The sequence below is a fragment of the Collinsella phocaeensis genome (genome assembly GCF_900119895.1).
Taxonomy (GTDB): Bacteria; Actinomycetota; Coriobacteriia; order Coriobacteriales; family Coriobacteriaceae; genus Collinsella; species Collinsella phocaeensis.
Window position 1 is genome coordinate 880118 of record NZ_FQLR01000004.1, and the last position, 22866, is coordinate 902983.

The following is a 22866-nucleotide window of genomic DNA, read 5'->3' on the forward strand; positions in this document are numbered from 1 at the left end:
ATGTCGATTATCACGATTGCACTCATCGTCCTCGTCGCCTTCCTTGCAGGCATGGAGGGCGTTCTGGACGAGTTCCAGTTCCATCAGCCCCTGGTGGCGTGCACGCTCATCGGCCTGGTGAGCGGTCATTTGGCCGAGGGCATCATACTCGGCGGCTCCCTGCAGATGATTGCCCTTGGTTGGGCGAACATCGGTGCCGCGCAAGCGCCGGATGCGGCACTTGCTTCCGTCGCTTCCGCGATCATCATGGTGCTCGCGCTCGACGGCGGTACCGCGAACTCGACCGACGCGATCAGCACCTCGATCGCCCTGGCCGTGCCACTGTCCGTCGCAGGCCTGTTCCTTACCATGATCTGCCGCACCATCGCAATCCCCATCGTCCATGCTATGGACGCCGCGGCGGAGAAGGGTAACTTCGCCGCTATCGACGGCCTGCAGATCGCCGCTATCGCCCTGCAGGGCATCCGTATCGCCATCCCGGCGCTCGCGCTGTGCTTCGTTCCCGCTCAGGTCGTTACCGACGCCCTGAACATGATGCCTGCATGGCTCTCCGGCGGCATGGCCGTCGGCGGTGGCATGATCGCCGCCGTTGGTTACGCCATGGTCATCAACATGATGGCGACCAAGGAGGTCTGGCCGTTCTTCGCGCTTGGCTTCTGCCTCGCCGCCATCAGCCAGCTCACGCTGATCGCCCTCGGCGTCATCGGTGTCTCCCTCGCCCTTATCTACCTTGGCCTCAAGGACCTTGCCAAGAACGGTAACGGCGGCGGTTCCGGCGACCCGCTCGGCGACATCTTGAATGATTACGAGTAGGAAAGGGGGACAACGATAATGGCTGAGAAGATTACTCTCTCTAAGAAAGACCGTATGGCCGTTGCCTGGCGCCACCAATTCCTGCAGGGCTCTTGGAACTACGAGCGTATGCAGAACGGCGGCTGGTGCTATTCCATGGTCCCGGCTATCAAGAAGCTGTACTCCAATAAGGAGGACCAGGTTGCCGCGCTTAAGCGCCATATGGAGTTCTACAACACGCATCCGTACGTCTCCGCTCCGGTTATCGGCGTTACCCTGGCCCTCGAGGAGGACCGTGCTAACGGCGCCAAGGTTGAGGACGCCGCGATCCAGGGCGTTAAGGTCGGTATGATGGGCCCGCTGGCCGGCGTCGGCGACCCCGTCTTCTGGTTCACCCTTCGCCCCATTCTCGGCGCTCTGGGCGCTTCGCTGGCGCTCGGAGGCTCCATCCTGGGTCCGCTGCTGTTCTTCTTCGGCTGGAACATCATCCGCATGCTGTTCCTCTGGTACACCCAGGAGTTCGGCTACAAGGTTGGTACTGCCATCACCAAGGACCTCTCCGGCGGCCTGTTGGGCAAGATCACCGAGGGCGCTTCCATCCTCGGTATGTTCATCATCGGATCGCTGGTCCAGCGCTGGGTTTCCATTTCCTTCACCCCGGTCGTTTCCAAGGTCACCCAGCCTGCCGGTGCCTATATCGACTGGGCCAACCTGCCCGCCGGCACCGATGGTATCCGCGAGGCCCTTACGCAGTTCGCCTCGCTTGGCGCCACCGGCCTTGATGTCATCAAGACCACCACGCTTCAGGCCAACCTCGACTCCCTCATTCCGGGTCTCGCCGCTGTCTGCCTGACGCTTCTGTGCTGCCAGCTGCTCAAGAAGAAGGTTTCCCCCATCGTCATCATCCTGTGCCTGTTCGCCGTCGGTATCGGCGGACGCCTGCTCGGCATCATGTAAGTCCTCGTTCGACGTGCATGTACGGCTTTTCTGGACGATGAATCCGATAGCAGCCTGATTCTCGCATTCGCGCCCCGTGTATTCGACTTTGCGTCGCGTGCAAGGGGCGTGCTGTATTCTCTGGTACCTATGTGGTACGGTTAATTGGTTTCAGCATATCTAATGAGGGGAGTGGGATGGCTCAGTCGCAAAACAGCGTCGTGGACCTTACGATTCCCGCAACGTCCTACCATGGTCTTGCCACCTACGGCAACGTCATGATCGGCAACAAGGCCTTTGAGTTCTATAACGAGAAGAATCCCGAGGATTTCATTCAGATACCGTGGGAGCAGATCGACCACGTAGCGGGCTCCGTCATGTTTGGTGGCAAGTGGATCGCGCGCTTTGCGATCATGACCAAGAACGATGGAGACTTCTCGTTCTCTACCAAGGACAACAAGAAGACCCTGCGCGTTATGCGCGCTTATATTCCAGAGGACCATCTGGTGCGGTCGCTGAGCTTCTTCGATGTGGTCAAGCGCGGCTTCTTAAGCTTGTTCAAGCGGTAGGTAAAGCGCTTGTAAACGCATATTGTTTCTAAATGGTTTCTAACAGTCACCCAGATAGGTGATAGGGGAACGCCCCTCACCTGCGGAACCTCGCTTCGGCCATGAGCAGATGGCGGACCACCCTTGCGATCTTGGGCCACCTCTCGTCGTCGCGCTTGACCCTGAAGAAGTAGACGTAGGGGTTCAGGTAGGACTGCAGGTTCTCGGGGTCCATTCCGGTGAAGCGCCAGAGTTGGCGCTTATGCCACGAGCACAGGTTGTTCGCCAGCCCCATCGCCTCCAGGTACTCCGGGTCCCGCGCGTCCGCCCTGTAGGACTCGTCCGCAAGCACGTTCTCCCTGACGAAGGAGCTATGGGCCCTCTCGCGGCAGTGGACGAGCGTCGCGCCCTCCGCGACGTGGCCGCCGAGCGCCGCCCTGATGCGGGCGGCGGAGGGCTTGCCGTGCCCGCAGACCACCGCGACGGGCTCCTTGCGGGCGTCGATGCCCACCGCCATGCACAGCTTCTGCTTGGACAGCCCGCGCCTGCGCGCCCGCCCGTATCCCTTGGAGAGGCCCGTGTCGTCGACGTAAGTCTCGTCGACCCAGACGCGGCCCCGCAGCACGATGCGGTCCTGGTAGCCGTCGACGGCGGCGAACAGGCGGTGGCGCCACTCCCAGGCGGTGTGGTGGCTGATGCGGCAGGCCTCCGCGCAGGCGTCGAGCGGCACGGCGAACAGCGCCAGCCTGATGAAGGACACCCAGGTCGCGAGCGGCTTCTTGCAGCCCTCGAGGACCGTGCCGGTCAGCGACGTGAACCTGGCTGCCGCACGCCGGGCACCTCCACCTCCGCACCCCCGAGGGCTCGAGCCCGTCTCTCCAGGCCGGCGAGGCGCCGCACCGCGGGCAGGGAGGCGACGGGCGGAACATCTCCGCCGTCTCGGCGAGCGTGCCGAAGCCGGTCTCGCCTCGGAGCCTGCGCTCCTCGACGGCGTCGGACAGGTCCTCCAGCTCGGCGGGCGTCAGCGACCCGACGAGCCCGGCGTAGGGGTTCGCGTGCTTCATGGCGGGATCGTCCCATCCGCCCGAACGCCCACCCGGAGGGATTGTCGCCAAGCAAAGATCCGGGTGGGCGCTCGGGCACATTCTCTGTTTGGCACGCATAAGGACAGCGCGGCCCGCGGGGCCGCGCTGTCTATCACCTATCTGGGTGACTGTTAGAATTGCCTTCATTCTGCCGAAGAGGGACTGCTCCGTGCGTTTCATATCGGTAGCGTGTCAACCTATCGCATCGACGACGATTTCTGTATTGCACAGGATGGGCCGCATCTCGCCGTCGGCATCGACATCAACAGCATGGAGTTTCGTGGCCATGGATATGCAGTCCGCGCTCTTCGCCTCCTCATAGACTACCTGCTCGAGGCAGGAGAGAGAGCTGTACTGCCAAACGTGGTCCGGTAATGCGCGGATGATCAAGCTGGCTCTCAAGCTCGGTTTCGTTGAGTGCTGTCGCAAACCCGGCCTACGCGAGGTGCGCGGTCAGCGATACGACGGGTTGACGTTCGTGCTCAAGAGCTCTTGCGCCTTCGACCGTTGAGCTGCCACCTCGCGGCGGGCGGATACGCGCGCATATGTGCGAAGTGGTCCTTTCTCGGGGTGCCAGTCAGTAGCACAACTCGACAAAACTCCCGGATATCGCGAAGTTTTGTCGAGTCATGCTACCGTTTGCCGTTTGAGCCGTTCAGGGCGAGTGGATGGGGGCAAGAATGAAGGGGCGGCGATGTGGGGCTGGGGAACTTCGGAAGCCGAGGATCCCAGGCGGCCGAGCCCCGAGGCTGTCGAGGCCATGAGGGCCGCTCGTGACCTCCTCGTTTGGAGTTTCGCTGGGGAGCGGGGGAGTGTGCTACCATTACCTCCTGTCCGTCAACACCAATCAAGGAGACGCCAACCTATGGGTCCGTTCCAGATCATCCTCTTCGCCGTTTGGGCGCTGTCCACGCTCCTGCTCATCGCGCTCGTCCTCATGCATTCCGGTAAGGGCACCGGCGTGTCCGACATGATCGCCAGCTCGCTGTACAACTCCAGCGCTGCGACGGGTGTCATGGAGCAGAACCTCGACAAGCTCACGGTCATCGTCGCGGTCGTCTTCGCCGTGTGCGTCGTGCTCGCCATGTTCTTCTTCCCGCAGGGCATCGTCGGCCTGTAGGCCCTATTTTATATTCCAAGCGCTTCGGCCCCGTTCGGTTCAGTTCCGGACGGGGCATTTTGCTTGCATGCCTGGCCACCGGCAGCACTCCATGCATCGGTCAGGCCGACCGTGGGATCGTCTGCTTTCTGTCCGGATCCGTCACGATGCCCTGCGCAACGCTGCCCAACGTTTCTGAAGGGGTCTCCCGTATTTCTTTCGCGCCTTCTGAATGGACCTTTCCGTTTGCCGGCGAAATCCTACCGTCTGCATCCTGTACGGAACGTTTCCGAATCGTTTCCAAACGGTCACAACGACGAAAGAATATGCGCAAATATACAGTTCATCGATAGCAATATGCTGCGTTTATAGAGGACACGCTTTCGCAAAATAAAGAAAATGCTGAGTGATAACCAAAATCAGCACTTTATTATGCACAAGTTGGGTTAAGGTATTGCCTACGCAACGCGCCCGGTGGGCCTGCAGCCTGGGGTCGTCGGCAACCGCTGCGTGCGCTGCCCGCACTCCGGGTGGCGTGGTCAATCACCGAAGGAGGATGGCATGGCTGAATTCAAGGTCAACGAGCCCGTGATGGGTCGTCGTGCGTTCGTGGGCGGTTCGCTCGCGGCTGGTTCGCTTGCGTTCCTGGCTGCTTGCGGCCAGAAGGGCGACGGCGCCGGTTCCGGCGACGCCCCTGCGACCGATGGCGGCAAGACGCTCAACTACTACATCAACAACCCGGTCTGTATCGACCCCTATAACGTCCAGGAGGACCAGGGCACCCAGGTCGAGTTCCAGCTCTTCGATACCCTTATGCAGTTCGACTTCGAGAACAACGAGCTCAAGGGTCTCGCCGCCGAGTCCTTCGACGCCACCGAGGACGCCACCGAGTTCACCTTCCATCTGGTCGAGGGCGCCAAGTTCCACAACGGCGACCCCGTCACCGCCCAGGACTTCGTCCGCGGCTGGACCCGTCTCGTGAGCCCGAAGAGCGCCATCGCCACCGAGTACGGCCCGTCCGAGATCTCCTATCACCTCTCCGTTGTCGAGGGCTACGACGCGCTGGCCAACGGTGAGACCGACGAGTTCTCCGGCCTTTCCTGCCCGGATGACAACACCCTCGTCGTGAAGCTCTCCTCCGCCTATGCGGACTTCGCCTACATCGCCTCCCACCCGGCCCTGTCTCCGGTGCCGGCGTGCGCCGAGGAGGACGCCAAGAACTTCTACCTCGCCCCCGTGGGCAACGGTCCCTTCATGATGAAGCCCGATACCAAGTGGGAGGACGGCCAGTACATCGACATCGTCAAGTTCGACGACTACTACGGCGAGCCCGCCAAGATCGACGGCGTCCACTTCATCATCCAGAAGGACATAGAGACCGCTTACAAGGAGTTCCAGGCCGGTAACCTCGACGTCTGCGACGTTCCCGTCGCTCAGATCGAGGCTGCTCGCAAGGAGCGCGGCGAGGCCGAGTACACCATGGAGGATGGCAAGCACATGCTCCTCGGTGCCGAGCCCTCCGCGTACTACCTCGTCGTGAACAACAACGACGAGCAGTTCAAGAACCCCGATCTCCGCAAGGGCGTCTCGCTCGCCATCAACCGCGAGGCCATCTGCGAGACCCTCTTCAAGGGCACCCGCACCCCGGCCGACGGCATCATCCCTCCGGGAATCGACGGCTACACCGAGGGCGCCTGGGAGTTCTCGGCCTACGACGTCGACAAGGCCAACGAGTATCTCGACAAGGTCGCCCCGATGAGCGGCGACTCCCGTGGCATCAACGTCGTTCTTACCTACAACCAGGACGGCGGCCACAAGGAGATCATGGAGTCCGTCATCGGCGACCTCGCGAAGGTCGGCATCACCGCTGAGTCCGAGACCCCCGAGTGGTCTGCGGTTCTCGAGCAGTATACCGCCGGCACCTTCCAGTTCGGCCGTCTCGGCTGGATCGCCGACTACCCGATCATGGATAACTTCCTCTATCCGCTGTTCCACTCCGATTCCATCGGCGGCGACAACAAGTCCGGGTACAGCAACGCCGAGGTCGACAAGTTGATCGACGAGGCTCGCGCCACCACCGACGACGACGCCCGCATCGCGAAGATGAAGGAGGCCGACGCCATCATCGCGTCCGACTGCCCGGTCATCCCGCTGATGTTCTACACTCACACCCTCGTGGGCTCCGATCGTATCAAGAACCTGTATGTCGACCCGCAGAAGAAGGCCGACCTTGCGACGTGCGAGCTTGCATAACATACCTGATTTGCGCAGCTTAGCGTAACGGGCTATACTGAACGTTCGCGATAACGGGATGCCGATCAAGGCGGTCGGCATCCCGTTTAAGTTGTCCCTACGATGGGGGAGAGAAAGACAAGTATGGGTAAGTACATCATCAAGCGTGTGCTGCAATTCATCCCGGTCTTCTTGGGCGTGACGCTGATCCTGTTCGCGCTCCAGAACATCGTACCGGGCGATCCGATCAAGTTGATAGGTGGCGACAAAGCCCTGCCGCCGGCGACCGAGCTTCAGCTTCGCGTGCGTTATCACCTTGTTCAGGTCGATGAGAGCGGCAACGCTGTCCTGGACGAGAACGGTGATCCCGTTCCCGAGACCATGTGGAACCGCTACGTCTACTATATGACGGGCCTGCTCCACGGAGACCTCGGCCAGTCCTATCAGCGTAAGCTCCCGGTCACGGATATCTTCCTCCAGAAGTATCCCTACACCGTCAAGCTCGCCGCGTGCGCCATCGTGCTCGAGGCCATCATGGGCATTGGCGCCGGCATCATCTCGGCGGTCAAGCGCTACTCCTTCTGGGACATCCTCGTGACGCTCACCACATCGGTGCTCGTCGCCGTTCCCGCGTTCTGGCTGGGCATGCTGCTCCAGCTCTTCTTCGGCGTGCTTATCAAAGACTGGACGGGAGGCGCCTTCTCCCTGCCCATCTCCGGCGCAGGCGGACCGTCCTCTCAGTACCAGGATTGGGTCCACTACATCCTGCCCGCCATCACCCTTGCATCCGTCTCCACGGCGTACGCCGCGCGCATCATGCGCTCGCAGCTGCTCGACGTGATGAATCAGGACTATATTCGCACCGCCAAGGCCAAGGGCCTGTCCAACCGCGCCATCATCTGGAAGCACGCTCTCAAGAACGCGCTTATCCCCGTCGTGACCTACATCGGCGTCGACTTCGGCGCGATGCTCTCCGGCGCGATCCTCACCGAGACGGTCTTCAACTGGCCGGGCATCGGCTCCGAGATCTACCGCGCCATCTCGATGCGCGACTGGCCTCTCGTCATGGGCGGCGTCACGCTCATCGTCGTGGTCGTCATGGTCATCAACCTGCTCGTCGATGTCAGCTACGCCTTCCTCGATCCGCGTATCCGCCTCGGCGGTCCTTCGGACAAGGCTTAAAGGGGAGAGTGAACTTACGTGAACCAGACCAACAGTCCCGTCCAGCAGCAGGAAGCTGCCGCGAAGGCCGAGACCAAGAGCGCTTCTAAGGCCTCGGGCAAGTCCCGCACTCTTTGGAGCGACGCCTTCAAGCGCCTGAAGAAGAACAAGCTCGCCGTCATCGGCATCTGCTGGATCGTCTTCGTCGTGCTCGTCGCGCTCACCGCCGACCTCTGGGCCCAGCAGTGGCTCGGCTCGCCCACGGCGTCCGATTCCACCACGATGGCCACCACCTCGCTGCTGGCGCCTTGCGCTGAGCATCCCTTCGGTACCGACTCGCTGGGCCGCGACATTCTCGTGCGCGTCATCTACGGCGCCCGCGTCTCGCTGTCCGTCGGTATCCTCGCGACCGCGATCTCCACGGCCATCGGGCTGGTGATGGGTGCCCTCGCCGGTTTCTACGGCGGCATCTGGGACACCATCATCATGCGCGCCGCCGACATCTTCCTGGCGTTCCCGTACGTCCTCTTCGTCGTGTCGCTCATCGCCGTCATCGGCCGCTCGCTCACCAACGTGTTCGTGGCCATCGGTATCCTCGGTTGGCCGTCGATCGCCCGCGTCTTCCGCAGTGCGATCCTCACCGTCAAGGAGAACGACTACGTCGATGCCGCGCGCGCTATGGGCGCTTCCGACGTCCGCATCATCGCGCGTCACATCTTCCCGAACTCCGTTGCCTCCATCGTCGTCTACGCGACGATGAACATCGGCGGCGCCATCCTCACCGAGAGCTCCCTGTCGTTCCTCGGCATGGGCGTCATCCCGCCTACGCCCTCGTGGGGTTCCATGATTCAGGACGGCCAAACGTATCTCATGACTGCGCCGTGGATGATGATCATGCCCGGCCTGGCCATTCTCACGACCGTGCTCGCGTTCACCCTTCTGGGTGATGGCTTGCGAGACGCGCTCGACGTCAAGATGAAGGATGCGTAAGCGATGAAGAAGGATTCCAAGAACTACGTCGATCTGAAGACGCAGCCCATCCCCGAGGGAAGCCATCTTCTTGAGGTCGACGACCTCAAGATGTATTTCCATACCGAGGACGGTATCGTTCGCGCCGTCGACGGCGTGAGCTACACGCTCGACCGCGGTGAGACCCTCGGCGTCGTCGGCGAGTCCGGCTCCGGTAAGTCCGTGACGGCCATGACCATCATGGGCCTCATCTCGATGCCCCCGGGCAAGATCGAGGGGGGTGACGTCCGCTACCGCGGTCGCTCCATCCTCGAGATGTCCGAGGAGGAGATGCAGCATGTGCGCGGCAACGACATCGCCATGATCTTCCAGGACCCCATGACCTCCCTGAACCCCGTCTACAAGATCGGTAAGCAGGTGGGTGAGGGCCTTCGCCTCCATCGCGGCTATTCCAAGCAGGAGGCTCTTAAGCGCGCCACCGAGCTGCTCGACCTCGTGGGTATCCCCGAGCCCGAGAAGCGCGTCAACGAGTACCCGCATCAGTTCTCCGGCGGCATGCGCCAGCGCGTCATGATCGCCATGGCGCTCGCTTGCGACCCCGACATCCTGATCGCCGACGAACCCACCACGGCTCTCGATGTGACCATCCAGGCTCAGATCATCGAGCTCATGCAGGAGATGCAGGAGAAGAACGGCAACGCGATCATCATGATCACCCACGACCTCGGCGTCGTGGCCGACATGGCCGACAAGATCATGGTTATGTATGCCGGCCGCCCGGTGGAGTTCGGCACTGCCGACCAGATCTTCTACGAGAGCCGTCACCCCTACACCTGGGGTCTCATCCGCTCCATTCCGGAGCAGGCTATCGATGAGAAGAAGCCGCTCACGCCGATTCACGGCAACCCGCCTTCGCTCATGAACCTGCCCGCCGGCTGCGTGTTTGCGCCGCGTTGCCCGTATGCCACCGAGAAGTGCATGAACGAGCGTCCTGAGCGCGTCATGTCCGCCGATGGCCACTACGCCGCCTGCCATTACGCTGCGGACGAGGACTTCGTCAAGAAGAACGCACCCGACACGTCCCGCTCCCGTGGCCATATCGCCACGGGCCAGCCTGACGTGCTCGCCCCCGAGTTGATTGGAGGTCAGGCGTAAATGACCGATACCACTGAGCGTACCCCGCTTCTTAAGGTCGAGCACCTGTCCAAGGAATTCCCCGCGGAGGCCGGCATGTTTGCCAAGCGCTTCTCCAAGCGCGTCGTCTCCGCCGTGAACGATATCTCCTTCGAGATCTACCCGGGCGAGACCTTCGGCCTTGTCGGCGAGTCCGGCTGCGGTAAGTCCACCACCGGCCGTTCGATCATGCGCCTCACCAAACCCACGGCAGGCAAGGTCTTCTTCGAGGGCCGCGACATCTCCGAGATGAACAAGCATGAGCTCAAGGATATGCGCCGCGAGATGCAGTTCATCTTCCAGGATCCCTACGCGTCGCTCAATCCTCGCATGACCATCGGCGAGATCGTTTCCGAGCCGATGACCATCCACAACGTGGGCACGAAGGAAGAGCGCATGGAGACCGTGCGCGAGCTCCTCGACGTCGTCGGCCTCAATCCCGAGCACATCAACCGCTATCCGCATGAGTTCTCCGGCGGTCAGCGCCAGCGCGTCGGCATCGCCCGCGCGTTCGCGCTCAAACCGAAGCTCATCATCTGCGACGAGCCGGTTTCCGCACTCGACGTCTCCATTCAGGCGCAGGTCCTGAACCTGCTCAAGGACCTTCAGGACAAGTTCGGTACGGCGTATCTTTTCATCGCGCACGACCTGTCCGTCGTCCAGCATATTTCCGACCGCGTGGGCGTCATGTACCTCGGCAAACTTGTCGAGCTTTCCGACTGGAAGACGCTCTACACCGAGCCGCACCATCCGTACACGCAGTCCCTGCTGTCGGCCGTTCCCGTGCCCGACCCGGATATCCAGCGTACGCGCAAGCGCATCATCCTCGCCGGAGATCCTCCCTCGCCGCTCGATCCGCCGTCCGGCTGCCGGTTCCACACGCGCTGTCCGATGGCAAGCGAGCGTTGCTCGCAGGACCAGCCCTCCTTCAATGAGGTTGCCCCGGGGCATTTCTGCGCGTGCCATTACGCGGAGCCGTTCCCCATCAAGGAGAGCCATATCGATCTGTAGCGATCGTATAGGAGCCCCGGTTGTCCGGGGCTCTTTTCTATCGCGGCAAGGTCTTGCGCGCCCTTCGCCTTGGATACCCCTGTGCCGGAGAGGCGACCTCCCGGTCATCCGACCCGCATTTCGGGCTTGGGTGCACCTGCCGGGCGGGGTGGGCCATACTGCTGCATTCGTCCCAGGAAGCGGAGGCCATGCAGGTCATGGGATGGGATATAGCGCTCTCCAGACCGTCTAACCTGTAGATATCTTGTCCTGATGTCTTGATGGCACCGTATCTCAAACTTTTTTGAAAAAAGTCCTTGCACACTCCTCTGGGCCTAGGGTATTATTTTCTTCGTTGCGAGCGGCAATGAAGCCGAACACAACAGAGCATGTCGGAGTGGCGGAATTGGCAGACGCGCTAGCTTGAGGTGCTAGTGACCGATTTTGGTCATGCGGGTTCAAGTCCCGCCTCCGACACCATCGTGATGAATCAAGAGCCCCGGAAGGGGCTCTTGTCATATAGGTCGAAAGCGCTCGAGGCCCGGGTTCCTGCGCCCGGATGATCGGAGGTCCCATGGACGCTATGGCTCAGATCGAGTTCGCCGAGCTGTCCCGCGTCGTCGAGGTCACGAGCGACGCCGTCGCCGTCTGCGCCCCCGACGGCTCGATTCTCCATGCCAACCGTCAGCTGCTCGCGCTGCTTAACCGCGATCGTGCTGCCGTTATCGGCGAGGACGTCAAAGACCTCCTGTTCAGCAACGTGTTCGAGCGCGCATGCGATCACAGCTTCCCGTTCAGCCTCGATGGCTCGGATAACGAATGCATGCTGAAGCTCGCCGACGGCTCGTTCGTCCCGGTTCGCGTGCGCGCCCTCGACATGCCGCACCCGCCTGTCAAATCGATCGATTCCGCTGCCGCCGACCGCGTGCTCGTCGTTATGAAGAGCCTTGAGGAGCAGCGCGCCTACGACCGTGAGACCCAGCGCCTGCTCGCAGAGCTCAGGACGGCGAATACGCGCCTTTCCGGCACGCTGTCCGTCATCATGTCCGCAGCCGGCTCTAAAGATCTTCCCTCGTTGATCGACAGCGTGCTCAACAAGCTCGTCGACACGCTTGAGGCCGATGGGTCCACGCTCTACTTCGCCGAGAGCGGAGGCTTCAAGCTCCGCGGCGTCTCGAACGGCCTTACGCGCTCCTATGTTCCCGAATTCATACCCTACGGTGCGGGGATACCTACCTACGTGCTGCGGGAGCAGCGCGCATGCCGCCTGTCCGTCATCCCCCTGCACAGTGCCGACGGACCCGCCTCCTTCACGCTGTTCGACATCGATGCGCGCCTCGAGCGGCCCTTGCGCGTGGAGAACGTTCCTCCGTACCGCACGCTTATCGCGGTCCCCGTCTATTTCGGCACGCAGATGCTCGGAATCATCGAGCTCGGGTGGACGCGGTCCCGCATACCGCGCGAGTACGACGCACGGGTGCTCGAGGTCGTCTGCGAGTACCTGTCTATCGAGCTCGTCGGGCTGGTGAGCGCCTTGCGGTCCCAGCGCACGGAGGACCTCACGCGGTCGCTCAACAGGATTCGGGAGCAGCTGTTCGATGGGGAGGGCGAGCAGTCCGTCTTCGAGGAGGTGCGCCGCGAGATCGTCCGCATGCTCTCGTGCCGCCTGTGCTCGATCATCCCGGATGAGGCGGGGGGATACCAGATCGATTTCGAGGGGGGCAGCCGTATCGCACTGCCCCTATCGGTCGACGAGACGTTCTTTTCCACGACCGCGCCGGCGGCGCGCGTCAGCGCCGTCGAGGGTCTTCCCTTTGCGCGGCCCCAGGGCGTGTGGTCTTGCACGCCGGACGACCTCGACGCGGTGCGGCTCGTTCGCGTGGACCTGACTTCCTGGGCGGGCAACTGGCTTGCGTCCTTCGGGCTGCCGTGCCAAGGCGTGTTCATCGACCTGCGCGCCCTCGCCGGCGCCACGGAGGACGCCGGCGGCGGCAGCGCGTCGTCCGGGCCGCTCATGTTTCTGCTCCTGCGCGACGCGACCCAGGAGCCCATCGATGACCTCGAGTACGATTACCTGGTGCGCCTCGCGCACGATTACGAGATCGCCCACCAGGGTGCGCGCAAGGCCGAGTCCGAGCGCCGTATCGCGCAGACGCTGCAAGCGGGTATGCGGAGCGGCCTTGGATCCGTGCCCGGCCTGTCGAGCGACGCGCTCTATTCTTCCGCCACGCAGCAGGCGCTCGTGGGCGGGGACTTCTATACGCTCATCCGCCTGCCCGACGACCGTGCGGTCATGATCCTCGGCGACGTGTCCGGAAAGGGCGTCGAGGCCGCGTCCATGTCGGCGCTCGTCAAGACGGCGCTCACCGCGTACGCCTGGGAGGGGGCGAGCCCGCAGAGCATGGTGCGCTCGCTCAACAGCATGCTCATGGGCTTCTCGCGCGTCGAGACGTTCGCGACCATGTTCGTGGCCAAGATCGATCTGCGCAGCGGCGTCGCGGCGTATTGCTCCGCAGGGCACCCTCCCACGGTCCTCATCCGGCCCGCGGCGCCCGCAGGGGAGGGGGAGGCTCGGCCGACCGAGCTCGAGGCGCTTCCCGTGCAATCCGGTGTCGTCGGCGCCTTCGAGAACATGGTGTATCGCAACGGGGTCTTCTCGTTCGCCCCGGGCGACATCCTGTTCATGTACACGGACGGCGCCATCGAGGCTCGCGACGCCGCGGGCAACTTCTTCGGCGAGCAGCGCCTGCACGAAACGCTTATTCGCGTCGCGCCCGAAGGTGTGGAGGGGCTGTGCGCCAAGGTGCTCGCCGAGCTCGACGAGTTCTCGGGCTCCGCGCTTGATGACGATATCGCGATGGTCGCCCTGCGGTTCGACTGCGGTGCCGATTCCGTGCGGGCCCTGCGGACGGGGGGCGCGGCGTGACGGCCGGCAAGTTCGGTCTCGGTGAATACGCCGCGCTTCGAGCGGGAACCATGCTGATATGAACGAATGGAGCGACATAGCGGTTATCGCGCCCGCCGGAGACATCGACATCTCCATGCTCGATGGTCTGCGGGCGCAGGTCGACGGCCTCATCGACGGCGGGGCGAGCCGCGTGCTCGTCAACTGTCAGGCGGTCGGCTTCATCGACTCCTCCGGGATCGCCTTCCTGCTGTCGTGCGCGCGCCGCTTGGCGCGAACCGGGGGGTTGCTCTCCCTGGTCAACACGTCTCCTAATGTGACCCGCTTCATACAGATCGCGTGCCTGGCCGAGGTTCTTCATGTCACCGCCGCGGAGCGCCCGCCCGTGCCCGTTCTCGCGCCGGGCGCCATGCCGCTCTGGAGCACGAGCCTCTCGGTCCAGCCTGGGATCGAGCACCTCGGCTATTACCGCCATCGCGTCGCCGACATGCTCGCGGACGTGCGGATGGGGGAGAGCGATCGCTTCGATATGGCGCTCGCGGTGGGCGAGGCTCTCTCGAACGCATACGACCATGCCGACGATGCCTGCGGCTGCAGGCTGACGGTGACCGCGTACGCCGACCGCATCGTCGTCGAGGTGCGGGACAGCGGATGCGGCTTCGAACTCGCCGAGGGCGATGAGCCGACGGCGACGCGGGAGCGCGGTCGCGGCATCCGTCTGATGCGCATGCTCGTGGACAGCGTCGAGGTGCGTCGCCGTGTCGAGTCCCCGGGCACGCTGGTCCGCCTTATCAAGATGCTCGTGTAGGGCGCGTCAGGCCGTTGCGTGCGGCAGCGCGGAAGATGGGCAAACTTTTTTAAAATAACGCTTGCATCGGATTCGGACTTCCCATATAGTAATTCCTCGCAAGCGGACATGGCTCAGTTGGTAGAGCACAACCTTGCCAAGGTTGGGGTCGCGGGTTCGAGCCCCGTTGTCCGCTCCATCGCATGCAAGGAGCCGGTTTCACATCGGCTCTTTTCATATAGATGGCGAAGTGGCCAAGTGGTAAGGCAGAGGCCTGCAAAGCCTTTACCCCCGGTTCGAATCCGGGCTTCGCCTCCAGGAACCGTTCAGGGCGCCCTTCCGGGCGTCCTGTTTCGTTTTGCGCCTCGTGTGCTGAGCGGGCGCATCCCTCCGAGCGCGCCATAAGCGTAGGCTCGCTTTTGCGCACAAGGAACCGTCTAGGAAAAGAAAAAGCTCCAGCCACGGGGGAGTGGCTGGAGCGCATGACCGATGGTGCGCCATGGGGGATTCGAACCCTCGACCTTGAGATTAGAAGTCTCCTGCTCTATCCAACTGAGCTAATGGCGCGCGTCCAGCCGATTATAGCAAAAGGTCGATGCGGTCCACGTGCATCATTCGACGTCCTTGTCCTCTCCGATGAGCTCCTCATAGGTGCTGATGCGTTCGCGCGCGTCATCGATTTCGGGAAGCAGGAAGTTGTAGAGCACTTCGATCACGAGGATCGCTGATATCTTGGAGAACGTGAAGTCGCCGGTGGTGAGCAGGGCCTCGTGGTTCACGGTCTGAAGGACGAGGTCGGCGGCGCTCCCGAGCGGTGAGGACGGATAGCCGGTGATGACGACGCAGGTCGCCCCGGCGCTTCGGGCGGCGGACATGGTGTCGAGCAGGCGGCGGGACTTCCCTGAGTTGGATATCGCGATGAACACATCGCCGGGGCGCAGCGTGAGCGCATAGGCCTTCGCCGCCTCCGACACCTCGAAGGTGGCGCTTCTCAGCCCGAGCTGGCCGAACTTGATGCTCGCGTCGAGCGCGACCGCATGGGTGTTGCCTACGGCGGCGAGCTGGATGCAGCCCGCCGAGCGTATCGCGTCGACGCACGACCGGAGCGCCGCGGGATCGATGGCGCGGATGGTCGATTCGATCTCGCTGATCTTTGCATTCTGGATGTTGCGGAGCGACTGCTCGATATCGTCGAGCGATACCTCGCGCGTCACGCCGTCGTCGTGCGCCAGCGCGACATCGCGGGCGAGGGAGAACTGGAAGCTCCGGTAGCTGCCGAAGCCGAGTCGCTTGCAGAACCGCGACACCGTCGCCTCGGACGTCGAGCTGCTGCGGGCGAGTTGCGCCAAGGTCATGCCCGCGGCGTCGGCCTGGTTGGAGAGGATGAACTCGACGATCCTCTGCTCTGTTTCGAAGAAATCGCGCTTGCTGCTGATGAGTCCGAGCGCGCTGGGTTGCGATTTGCCCATGATGCTCCTTTGGAAGACATTGCTATGACGGGTCTCTTTCACCATACCTCAGATGTGTACCTTATTTACCTGCAAAAAGACTGATTGGTTCCATCTACCGCTTACCGGAAAGAAACTACCTTTCATATGGAACTTAAGTTGTGAAAGAAACTAACACCAAGAAGGCATGCTAGATTTTCATCATGGAACGAATGCGGCGCATGGGGCGCCGCGATTCGATAGGGAAGGGGGACGCATGGCACAGCAGTTCGACATCATTGCTGCGACCGGATGCCCGACCGGGATAGCGCATACCTTCATGGCGAAGGAAGCGCTTGAGAAAGCCGCCGCGGAGCGCGGGCTCACCATCAAGGTCGAGACCCATGGTCAGGTCGGCGTCGAGAACGGGTTGAGCGCAGGCGAGATCGCCGCGGCGCGCGCCGTGGTGGTCGCCGCCGACAAGGACGTGAGCGCCGAGCGCTTCGCCGGCAAGCCCATGGTCTCGGTCGGCGTGTCCAAAGCGCTGTCCGTCGAGGCTGCCGGCGCGCTCATCGATCGCGCCCTGGCGGCCAAGGCGGATCCCAGCGCCGTCGCAGCCCAGGCTGCCGAGGATGCGCCCGAGGAGAAGGAGTCCTTCGGCCATCAGCTCTACAAGCACCTCATGAACGGCGTCTCCCACATGCTGGTGTTCGTCGTCGCCGGCGGCGTCCTCACGGCGCTGTCGTTCCTGTGGGGCATCACCTCGTTCGATTCGACGGCGGCCGACTACAACTCTTTCGCCGCCATGCTCAAGATCATCGGCGGCATCGCGATGAACCTCATGGTTCCCGTCCTGTCCGCCTATATCGCCGAGTCCATCGGCAAGCGCCCCGCGCTCGTACCCGGCTTCGTGGCCGGCATGATCGCCATCCAGGGCCTGCCCGTCAACGCCGCGACCGGCATGATCGATGCGGGCGGCGCCGGCGTGGGCTTCGGCTTCCTCGGCGGCATCGTCGGCGGCTTCCTGTCCGGTTACGTCATCCTGCTGCTGGAGAAGGTCTTCTCCAAGCTCCCCGCCAACCTCAACGGCCTCAAGGCGATCTTCCTCTATCCGCTGTTCTCCACGCTCATCGTCGGCCTCGTGATGCTCGGCATCTCCGGTCCCATGGTCACGATCAACAACGCCATGATGGACTTCCTGCGCAGCCTGCAGCATGCCGGTGCCATTCCGCTGGGCATCGCCATCGGCTGCATGTGCGCGGTCGACATGGGCGGCCCGGTCAACAAGGCTGCCTACGTCACCGGCACCATGCTGCTCGGCGCCGGCCTCGAGGCGGGCGTGGGCACTCCCGAGTACGCCGACGGCACCGCGTTCATGGCCGCCGTCTCCGCAGCCTGCATCGTTCCGCCGCTGGTCACGAGCTTCGCCGTCATCGTCGGCAAGAAGTATTTCTCCCAGGAAGACCATGACGCCGGCATCGTCAACATCATCCTCGGCTGCACGCACATCACCGAGGGTGCCATCCCGTTCATGACCAAGAACATCTGGCCCGTCATGCCGATCATGATGCTGTCCTCCGCGCTCGCATCCGTGCTCACCCTGCTGCTCGGTGTCCACGTCCCCGCTCCCCACGGCGGCTTCCTGGTCCTGCCCGTCGTCGACGGCGGCATCCAGTGGGTGCTCGCCATCCTCGCCGGCACCGTCGTGGGCGGCATCCTGTTCACCGTCTTCAAGAAGCATGAGTGGGCTCGCGGCCAGCGGGCTTTCGAGGCCTCCCCGGCCATGCCCGCCGCGGCCGAGCGGCCCGATGCCTCCCCCGAGCCCGCCGATGCCCCCGCTCCGTCGGCGGACCCCGCCTCCGAGCCCGCCGAGGTCCAGGACTTCGTCTCTGCCGACAACGTCTTCCTCGGCCTTGATCTGGCCGGCCGCGACGACGCGCTCTCCTTCGTGAGCAACGAAGCGGTCAAGCTCGGCATCGCCGACGACGCCGACGAGCTCATGGCCGCCTTCCTCAAGCGCGAGGACGAGGGCTCGACCGGCATGATGGACGGCTTCGCCATCCCGCACGCCAAGGCCGCCACGGTCAAGCGCGCCGCCGTCGTCGTCGTGAAGGACGACGGCGGGATCGAGGGCTGGGAGTCCATGGACGGCGCCCCCGTCAACGTGGCCATCGCCCTGTTGATACCCGAGTCCCAGGCCGGGACCACCCATCTCAAGCTCCTGTCCAAGGTCGCCGAGGCGCTCATGGACGACGAGTTCCGCTCGACGGTCAAGTCTGCCGACGACGCGCAGGAGATCGCGGGAGCCATCAACGCGCGGCTCGGCTAGCATGATGTTCCCCGGGGCGCGCCCCCTGTAACCGCCACCCCCGTCGGGCCGGCCCGCACCGTGCGCGCCGGCCCGTTTTCCAGACGGGCGCCGACGGTTGCGGAAGGTGGTGGGAGCGCGTTAATTCCCCTTGCTCCGGTGTTCTCGAGCTGTATTCCCCGAGGGATGCGGTACACTAGCGGTTGTTATCGTGCGCCGCGTCCATCGAGTGCGCAGCGCTGGTCTAAAAAGGAGACATCCATGGTTTCTGAGAAGGTCACCCTCGTCAACCCGCAGGGCCTGCACATGCGTCCGGCCGGTCTGTTCGCGTCCTCCATGGGCAAGTACGCCTGCGACGTGACCATCGTCACCGCCGACAAGGAGGTCAACGGCAAGAGCCCGATGGCCCTCATGGCCGCCGGCATCCCGTGCGGCACCGAAGTCGAGGTCAAGTGCGACGGCGCCGACGAGGCCGAGGCACTCGCCTGCGCGGTCGAGCTCATCAAGAGCGGCTTGGGCGAGTAGCTCAACAGGGGGGATACGTTCACGCGTGAGCGTTAGCAGGCGTCCGCGCTCAGGGGCAGGGCGCCTGCGTTCATGTCAGTCACCCGCACGGAGGGTGCACGGAGAGAGGAATGGAAATGTATCAGGGAGTCAACGCCTCGGAGGGTATCGGCATCGGTACCGTCATGGTCGCCGTCGACCCGGACCTGTCCTTCGAGCCGCATGCCGTCGAGGACGTCGAAGCTGAGAAGGCCCGCTACCAGGCGGCGCTCGACGTCTTCTGCGCCAAGACCGAGGCCCAGGCCGAGCATATGAAGACCGCCGTGGGTGAGGCCGAGGCCGAGATCATGGCCGGACACGTCGTGCTCGCTCAGGATCCGGGCATGACCGACGCCATCATGGGCGCGATCGCCGGCGGCACCTGCGCCGAGCAGGCTCTGCAGGACACCTCGACCATGTTCGAGAACATGTTCCTGTCCATGGATGACGAGATGTTCCGTCTGCGTGCGGCCGATATCGCCGACATCCGCACCGGGATCCTCGCCGAGCTCCTCGGCGTCCAGGTCGTCGACCTGTCCGTTCTCCCCGAGAACACCATCGTCGTCGTGCACGACCTCACCCCGTCGATGACGGCCACCATCGATAAGGCCAACGTGGCGGGCATCGTCACCGAGACCGGCGGCCGCACCTCTCATTCCGCCATCATCGCCCGTGCGCTGGAGATCCCTGCGGTCCTGTCCGTGGCCAACAGCTGCTCCGCGCTGCGCAACGGCATGACTGCCGTGGTCGACGGCTCCAAGGGCGTCGTTCTTGCCGAGCCCGACGAGGCGACCCTCGCCGAGTACGCCGCCGCCGCCGAGGCGTTCGCCGCCGAGAAGGCGGCCCTCGAGGCGTTCCGCGGCAAGGAGTCCGTCACCGCCGACGGCATCAAGAAGATCGTCGCCTGCAACATCGGCAGCCCGAACGACGTGACCAACGCGCTCGAGCATGATGCCGAGGCCATCGGCCTGTTCCGCTCGGAGTTCCTGTTCATGGACGCCACTGAGCTTCCCAGCGAGGAGGAGCAGTTCCAGGCCTACCGCAAGGTCGCCACGGCCCTCAAGGGCGCACCCGTCATCATCCGCACCCTCGACGTGGGCGGCGACAAGGAGATCCCCTATCTCGACATGGAGAAGGAGGAGAACCCGTTCATGGGCTTCCGCGCCGTGCGCTACTGCCTCGAGAACGCCGATCAGTACAAGGTCCAGCTGCGCGCCCTGCTGCGCGCCGGCGCGTTCGGCGACGTGAAGATCATGGTCCCGCTCGTCACCTGCGTCGAGGAGGTCCGTGCCGTCAAGGCGCTCGTCGAGGAGTGCAAGGCCGAGCTTGAGGCCGAGGGCCTGAAGTACGATGAGAACATCGAGGTCGGCGTCATGATGGAGACGCCCGCCGCCTCCCTCATCGCCGACAAGCTCGCCGAGGAGGCCGACTTCTTCTCCATCGGCACCAACGACCTCATCGGCTACACGATGTGCGCCGACCGCGGCAACGATCACATCTCCAACCTGTACCAGGTCTACTATCCGTCCGTGCTCCGCTCGATCAAGAACATCATCGAGAGCGGCGTCCGCGCCGGCATCATGGTCGGTATGTGCGGCGAGGCCGCTGCCGACCCGCTGCTCGAGCCGCTGCTGATCTCCTTCGGCCTGGAGGAGTTCTCCATGTCCGCGCCGAGCATCCTGCGCGCCCGCAAGACCATCTCCCAGTGGACCAAGGCCGAGTGCGACGAGCTCGCCGAGAAGGCGCTCGCCTGCTCCACCGCCGCTGAGGTCAAGGAGCTGCTCGAGGCGAACGCCCGCTAATGGCTGCCTCGACGGCATAGCATCGACTCTCTCGGGCCGCTCGGCAGCGCATTCGCGCTGGCGGGCGGCCCTCGTACGAACAGGTGGTTCCTATGTTCTACACCCTCACCGCGAACCCTGCCGTGGATATGACGGTCGCTTGCGGCGGCCTCGTCCCCGACGAGAACATCCGCTCCGGGTCCGCCGACTACACTCCCAACGGCAAGGGCCTCGACGTCTCCTTCGCCCTCAAGAAGTTCGGCGTCGACTCCGTCGCCCTGGGCTTCTTCGCCGGTTTCACCGGTAAGTTCATCGTCGACGAGACCATGAACATGGGTTGCCTGTGCCGCCCGGTCTGGACTGACGGCATCACCCGCATCAACACGTACCTGAACGACGGCGAGCACGAGTACGGCATCCTCAACCCCGGCGCCCCGCTTACGCCCCAGTACGAGCAGGAGCTCTACCGCATCCTCGACACGTCCGGTGATCTCGACTGCCTGGTCGTGTCCGGTTCCGTGCCTCCGCGCGCGTCCAAGGATTTCCTCGCCAACGTCATGGACCATGCCCAGAGCCGCGGCTCCGACGTCGTCCTGGACCTCTCCAGCTCCGACCTCAAGACGCTCGCGCATAAAAAGCCGCTGCTCATCAAGCCGAATCACCACGAGATGCGCGCGATCTTCGGCGTGAAGATCGATACGGACGACGACGCTCGCCGCGCACTCGCCATGGCGCACGAGGTCGGCGTCCAGAACGTCCTGCTCACCATGGGCAGCCGCGGTTCGGCCTACTTCTCCAACGGCGAGGACATCTGGTACGCGAAGCGCCAGTTCAACATCAAGCTCGTCAGCTCCGTCTGCGCCGGCGACTGCACGCTCGCAGCCTTCCTGCTCAAGTGGTACAAGGACCGCGATAACGTCGAGGAGGCCATGAAGCTCGCGCTCGCGACCGGCGCCAACGTCGCAGAGAGCGTCGGCTTGGGCGATTTCGCGCGTGTGGACGAGTACAGCAAGCGCATTACCGTCCGCAAGCTCGACCGTCTGTAAGCGAAACCCTCGCGGGCCCCGTGCACGCCCGCCGTGCGCGGGCCCGTTCTCGTACCGTCTGGAGCCGCTATGATCTACACCCTCACCGCTAACCCCGCAATCGATTACAACATCTCCTGCGACGGGCTTTCCGCCAACACGGTCACGCGCACGCGCGATGCGGTGTACAGCCCGAACGGAAAGGGCTTGAACGTCTCGTTCGCCCTCAATCATTTCGGTGTCGATACGGCGATCCTGGGTTTCTTCGCGGGATTCTCCGGTCGATTCATCGTCGAGGGCGCTCGGGCGAAGGGCGTCGACGTCCATCCTGTCTGGACCGAGGGCATCACGCGCGTGAACGTCTTTCTCAACGCCGGACCGGATACCGAGTACAACATGGTCAACGCCGGTGCCGCCGTGTGCCCCGCCGACGAGCAGGCCATGTGCGAGCTCGTCGACTCGCTCGAGGACCTCGATTGTCTCGTCATATCGGGCTCGCTGCCTCCGTGCACGTCCGAGGACTTCCTGGCCCGTATCATCGATCGCGTTCGCGCCCGCGGCGCCGAGTTCGTGCTGGATATCTCGAGCCCGCAGCTCACCGAGCTGATCGAGCGCGAGCCGCTTCTCATCAAGCCGAACGACGACGAGCTGCGAGACATATTCGGCATCGAGGTCGATTTGGCCGACGACTCGTCCGTTCTCGCCGCCATGGCCGATCTGCACGGGCGCGGCGCCCAGAACGTCTTGTTGACGCTGGGCGGCAAGGGCGCGTATTTCAGCAACGGCGAGCATGTCTGGTACGCGCGCTGCACGGCGCCCGTGAAGGTGCTTTCCACGGTGTGCGCCGGCGACTCGACGCTTGCCGCCTTCCTGTCCGCGTGGCACGGCGACCGCGGCAACGTCGACGCCGCCCTGCGCCTCGCCATGGCGACGGGTGCCAACGTCGTCGAATGCGCGGGTCAGGGAGATTTCTCGCGAGTCGAGGAGTACCGTGCGCAAGTCGAGGTGCGTGAGCTGTAGATTCGCGCTGCTGCTGCGCTCTCGTGGCCGTTTCGCCTCCCGTCCCCGATTGGGAACGGGAGGCTTTATACTGTCTCCTCGACTC

The 22866-nt window shown here is 63.6% G+C and carries 18 protein-coding genes and 4 tRNA genes; 19 read left to right on the forward strand and 3 right to left on the reverse strand.

What is annotated here, in order from left to right; all coding sequences use genetic code 11:
- The 3 genes from BQ7355_RS05800 (at position 1) to BQ7355_RS05810 (ending at position 2297) form a co-directional block, all read left to right on the forward strand.
- Positions 1–813, forward strand: coding sequence for a PTS mannose/fructose/sorbose transporter subunit IIC (locus BQ7355_RS05800; protein WP_072415336.1), 813 nt, complete (start codon positions 1–3; stop codon positions 811–813).
- Positions 814–831: 18 nt separating this feature from the next.
- Positions 832–1749, forward strand: a complete 918-nt coding sequence (locus tag BQ7355_RS05805; protein WP_072415337.1) for a PTS system mannose/fructose/sorbose family transporter subunit IID — start codon at positions 832–834, stop codon at positions 1747–1749.
- Between the two features lie 176 nt (positions 1750–1925).
- A complete protein-coding gene (locus tag BQ7355_RS05810; protein ID WP_072415338.1) occupies positions 1926–2297 on the forward strand; it encodes a DUF956 family protein in 372 nt (123 codons plus the stop codon).
- Positions 2298–2373: 76 nt separating this feature from the next.
- Here the strand turns inward: BQ7355_RS05810 and BQ7355_RS05815 are convergent, their stop codons facing one another.
- Complete coding sequence (locus BQ7355_RS05815) at positions 2374–3084, reverse strand: IS1595 family transposase (RefSeq protein ID WP_143761766.1); 711 nt, start codon at positions 3082–3084, stop codon at positions 2374–2376.
- A gap of 1142 nt (positions 3085–4226) precedes the next feature.
- Between BQ7355_RS05815 and secG the strand changes: the two genes are divergently transcribed.
- The 11 genes from secG (at position 4227) to BQ7355_RS05875 (ending at position 14995) form a co-directional block, all read left to right on the forward strand.
- Complete coding sequence (gene secG, locus BQ7355_RS05825) at positions 4227–4481, forward strand: preprotein translocase subunit SecG (protein WP_072415341.1); 255 nt, start codon at positions 4227–4229, stop codon at positions 4479–4481.
- Positions 4482–5021: 540 nt separating this feature from the next.
- Entirely contained in the window at positions 5022–6713 is a 1692-nt protein-coding gene (locus BQ7355_RS05830) for a peptide ABC transporter substrate-binding protein (RefSeq protein WP_072415342.1), read from the forward strand.
- A 123-nt stretch (positions 6714–6836) separates the two neighbouring features.
- A complete protein-coding gene (locus BQ7355_RS05835) occupies positions 6837–7874 on the forward strand; it encodes an ABC transporter permease (RefSeq protein WP_072415343.1) in 1038 nt (345 codons plus the stop codon).
- Between the two features lie 18 nt (positions 7875–7892).
- Positions 7893–8843, forward strand: coding sequence for an ABC transporter permease (locus tag BQ7355_RS05840; protein WP_072415344.1), 951 nt, complete (start codon positions 7893–7895; stop codon positions 8841–8843).
- Between the two features lie 3 nt (positions 8844–8846).
- A complete protein-coding gene (locus BQ7355_RS05845; RefSeq protein ID WP_072415345.1) occupies positions 8847–9977 on the forward strand; it encodes an ABC transporter ATP-binding protein in 1131 nt (376 codons plus the stop codon).
- Positions 9978–11006 carry an ABC transporter ATP-binding protein gene (locus tag BQ7355_RS05850; protein ID WP_072415346.1) on the forward strand — a complete coding sequence of 343 codons (1029 nt, stop codon included), beginning with the start codon at positions 9978–9980 and terminating at the stop codon, positions 11004–11006.
- Between the two features lie 370 nt (positions 11007–11376).
- Positions 11377–11465 (forward strand) — tRNA-Leu (locus BQ7355_RS05855).
- A 94-nt stretch (positions 11466–11559) separates the two neighbouring features.
- On the forward strand, positions 11560–13911 hold the full coding sequence (locus BQ7355_RS05860; protein WP_072415347.1) for a SpoIIE family protein phosphatase: 2352 nt from the start codon (positions 11560–11562) through the stop codon (positions 13909–13911).
- A gap of 58 nt (positions 13912–13969) precedes the next feature.
- Complete coding sequence (locus tag BQ7355_RS05865) at positions 13970–14698, forward strand: anti-sigma factor antagonist (RefSeq protein WP_072415348.1); 729 nt, start codon at positions 13970–13972, stop codon at positions 14696–14698.
- 102 nt (positions 14699–14800) lie between these two features.
- Positions 14801–14876: transfer RNA gene (locus BQ7355_RS05870), tRNA-Gly, on the forward strand.
- Between the two features lie 45 nt (positions 14877–14921).
- A tRNA-Cys gene (locus BQ7355_RS05875) sits at positions 14922–14995 on the forward strand.
- Positions 14996–15167: 172 nt separating this feature from the next.
- Here BQ7355_RS05875 and BQ7355_RS05880 read toward each other — a convergent pair.
- A tRNA-Arg gene (locus BQ7355_RS05880) sits at positions 15168–15244 on the reverse strand.
- Between the two features lie 44 nt (positions 15245–15288).
- Positions 15289–16146 carry a MurR/RpiR family transcriptional regulator gene (locus tag BQ7355_RS05885; protein WP_072415349.1) on the reverse strand — a complete coding sequence of 286 codons (858 nt, stop codon included), beginning with the start codon at positions 16144–16146 and terminating at the stop codon, positions 15289–15291.
- A 235-nt stretch (positions 16147–16381) separates the two neighbouring features.
- Here BQ7355_RS05885 and BQ7355_RS05890 point away from each other — a divergent pair, with 235 nt between their 5' ends.
- The 5 genes from BQ7355_RS05890 to BQ7355_RS05910 all read left to right on the forward strand — a co-directional run bounded on the left by BQ7355_RS05890 (position 16382) and on the right by BQ7355_RS05910 (position 22781).
- A complete protein-coding gene (locus BQ7355_RS05890) occupies positions 16382–18433 on the forward strand; it encodes a fructose-specific PTS transporter subunit EIIC (RefSeq protein WP_072415350.1) in 2052 nt (683 codons plus the stop codon).
- Between the two features lie 240 nt (positions 18434–18673).
- Positions 18674–18937 (forward strand): HPr family phosphocarrier protein, encoded by a 264-nt coding sequence (locus tag BQ7355_RS05895; protein WP_072415351.1) that lies wholly within the window; start codon positions 18674–18676, stop codon positions 18935–18937.
- Between the two features lie 116 nt (positions 18938–19053).
- A complete protein-coding gene (ptsP, locus tag BQ7355_RS05900; RefSeq protein WP_072415352.1) occupies positions 19054–20757 on the forward strand; it encodes a phosphoenolpyruvate--protein phosphotransferase in 1704 nt (567 codons plus the stop codon).
- 92 nt (positions 20758–20849) lie between these two features.
- Positions 20850–21782 (forward strand): 1-phosphofructokinase family hexose kinase, encoded by a 933-nt coding sequence (locus BQ7355_RS05905; RefSeq protein WP_072415353.1) that lies wholly within the window; start codon positions 20850–20852, stop codon positions 21780–21782.
- 69 nt (positions 21783–21851) lie between these two features.
- Positions 21852–22781 carry a 1-phosphofructokinase family hexose kinase gene (locus BQ7355_RS05910; RefSeq protein WP_072415354.1) on the forward strand — a complete coding sequence of 310 codons (930 nt, stop codon included), beginning with the start codon at positions 21852–21854 and terminating at the stop codon, positions 22779–22781.
- The last annotated feature ends 85 nt before the right edge of the window (positions 22782–22866 follow it).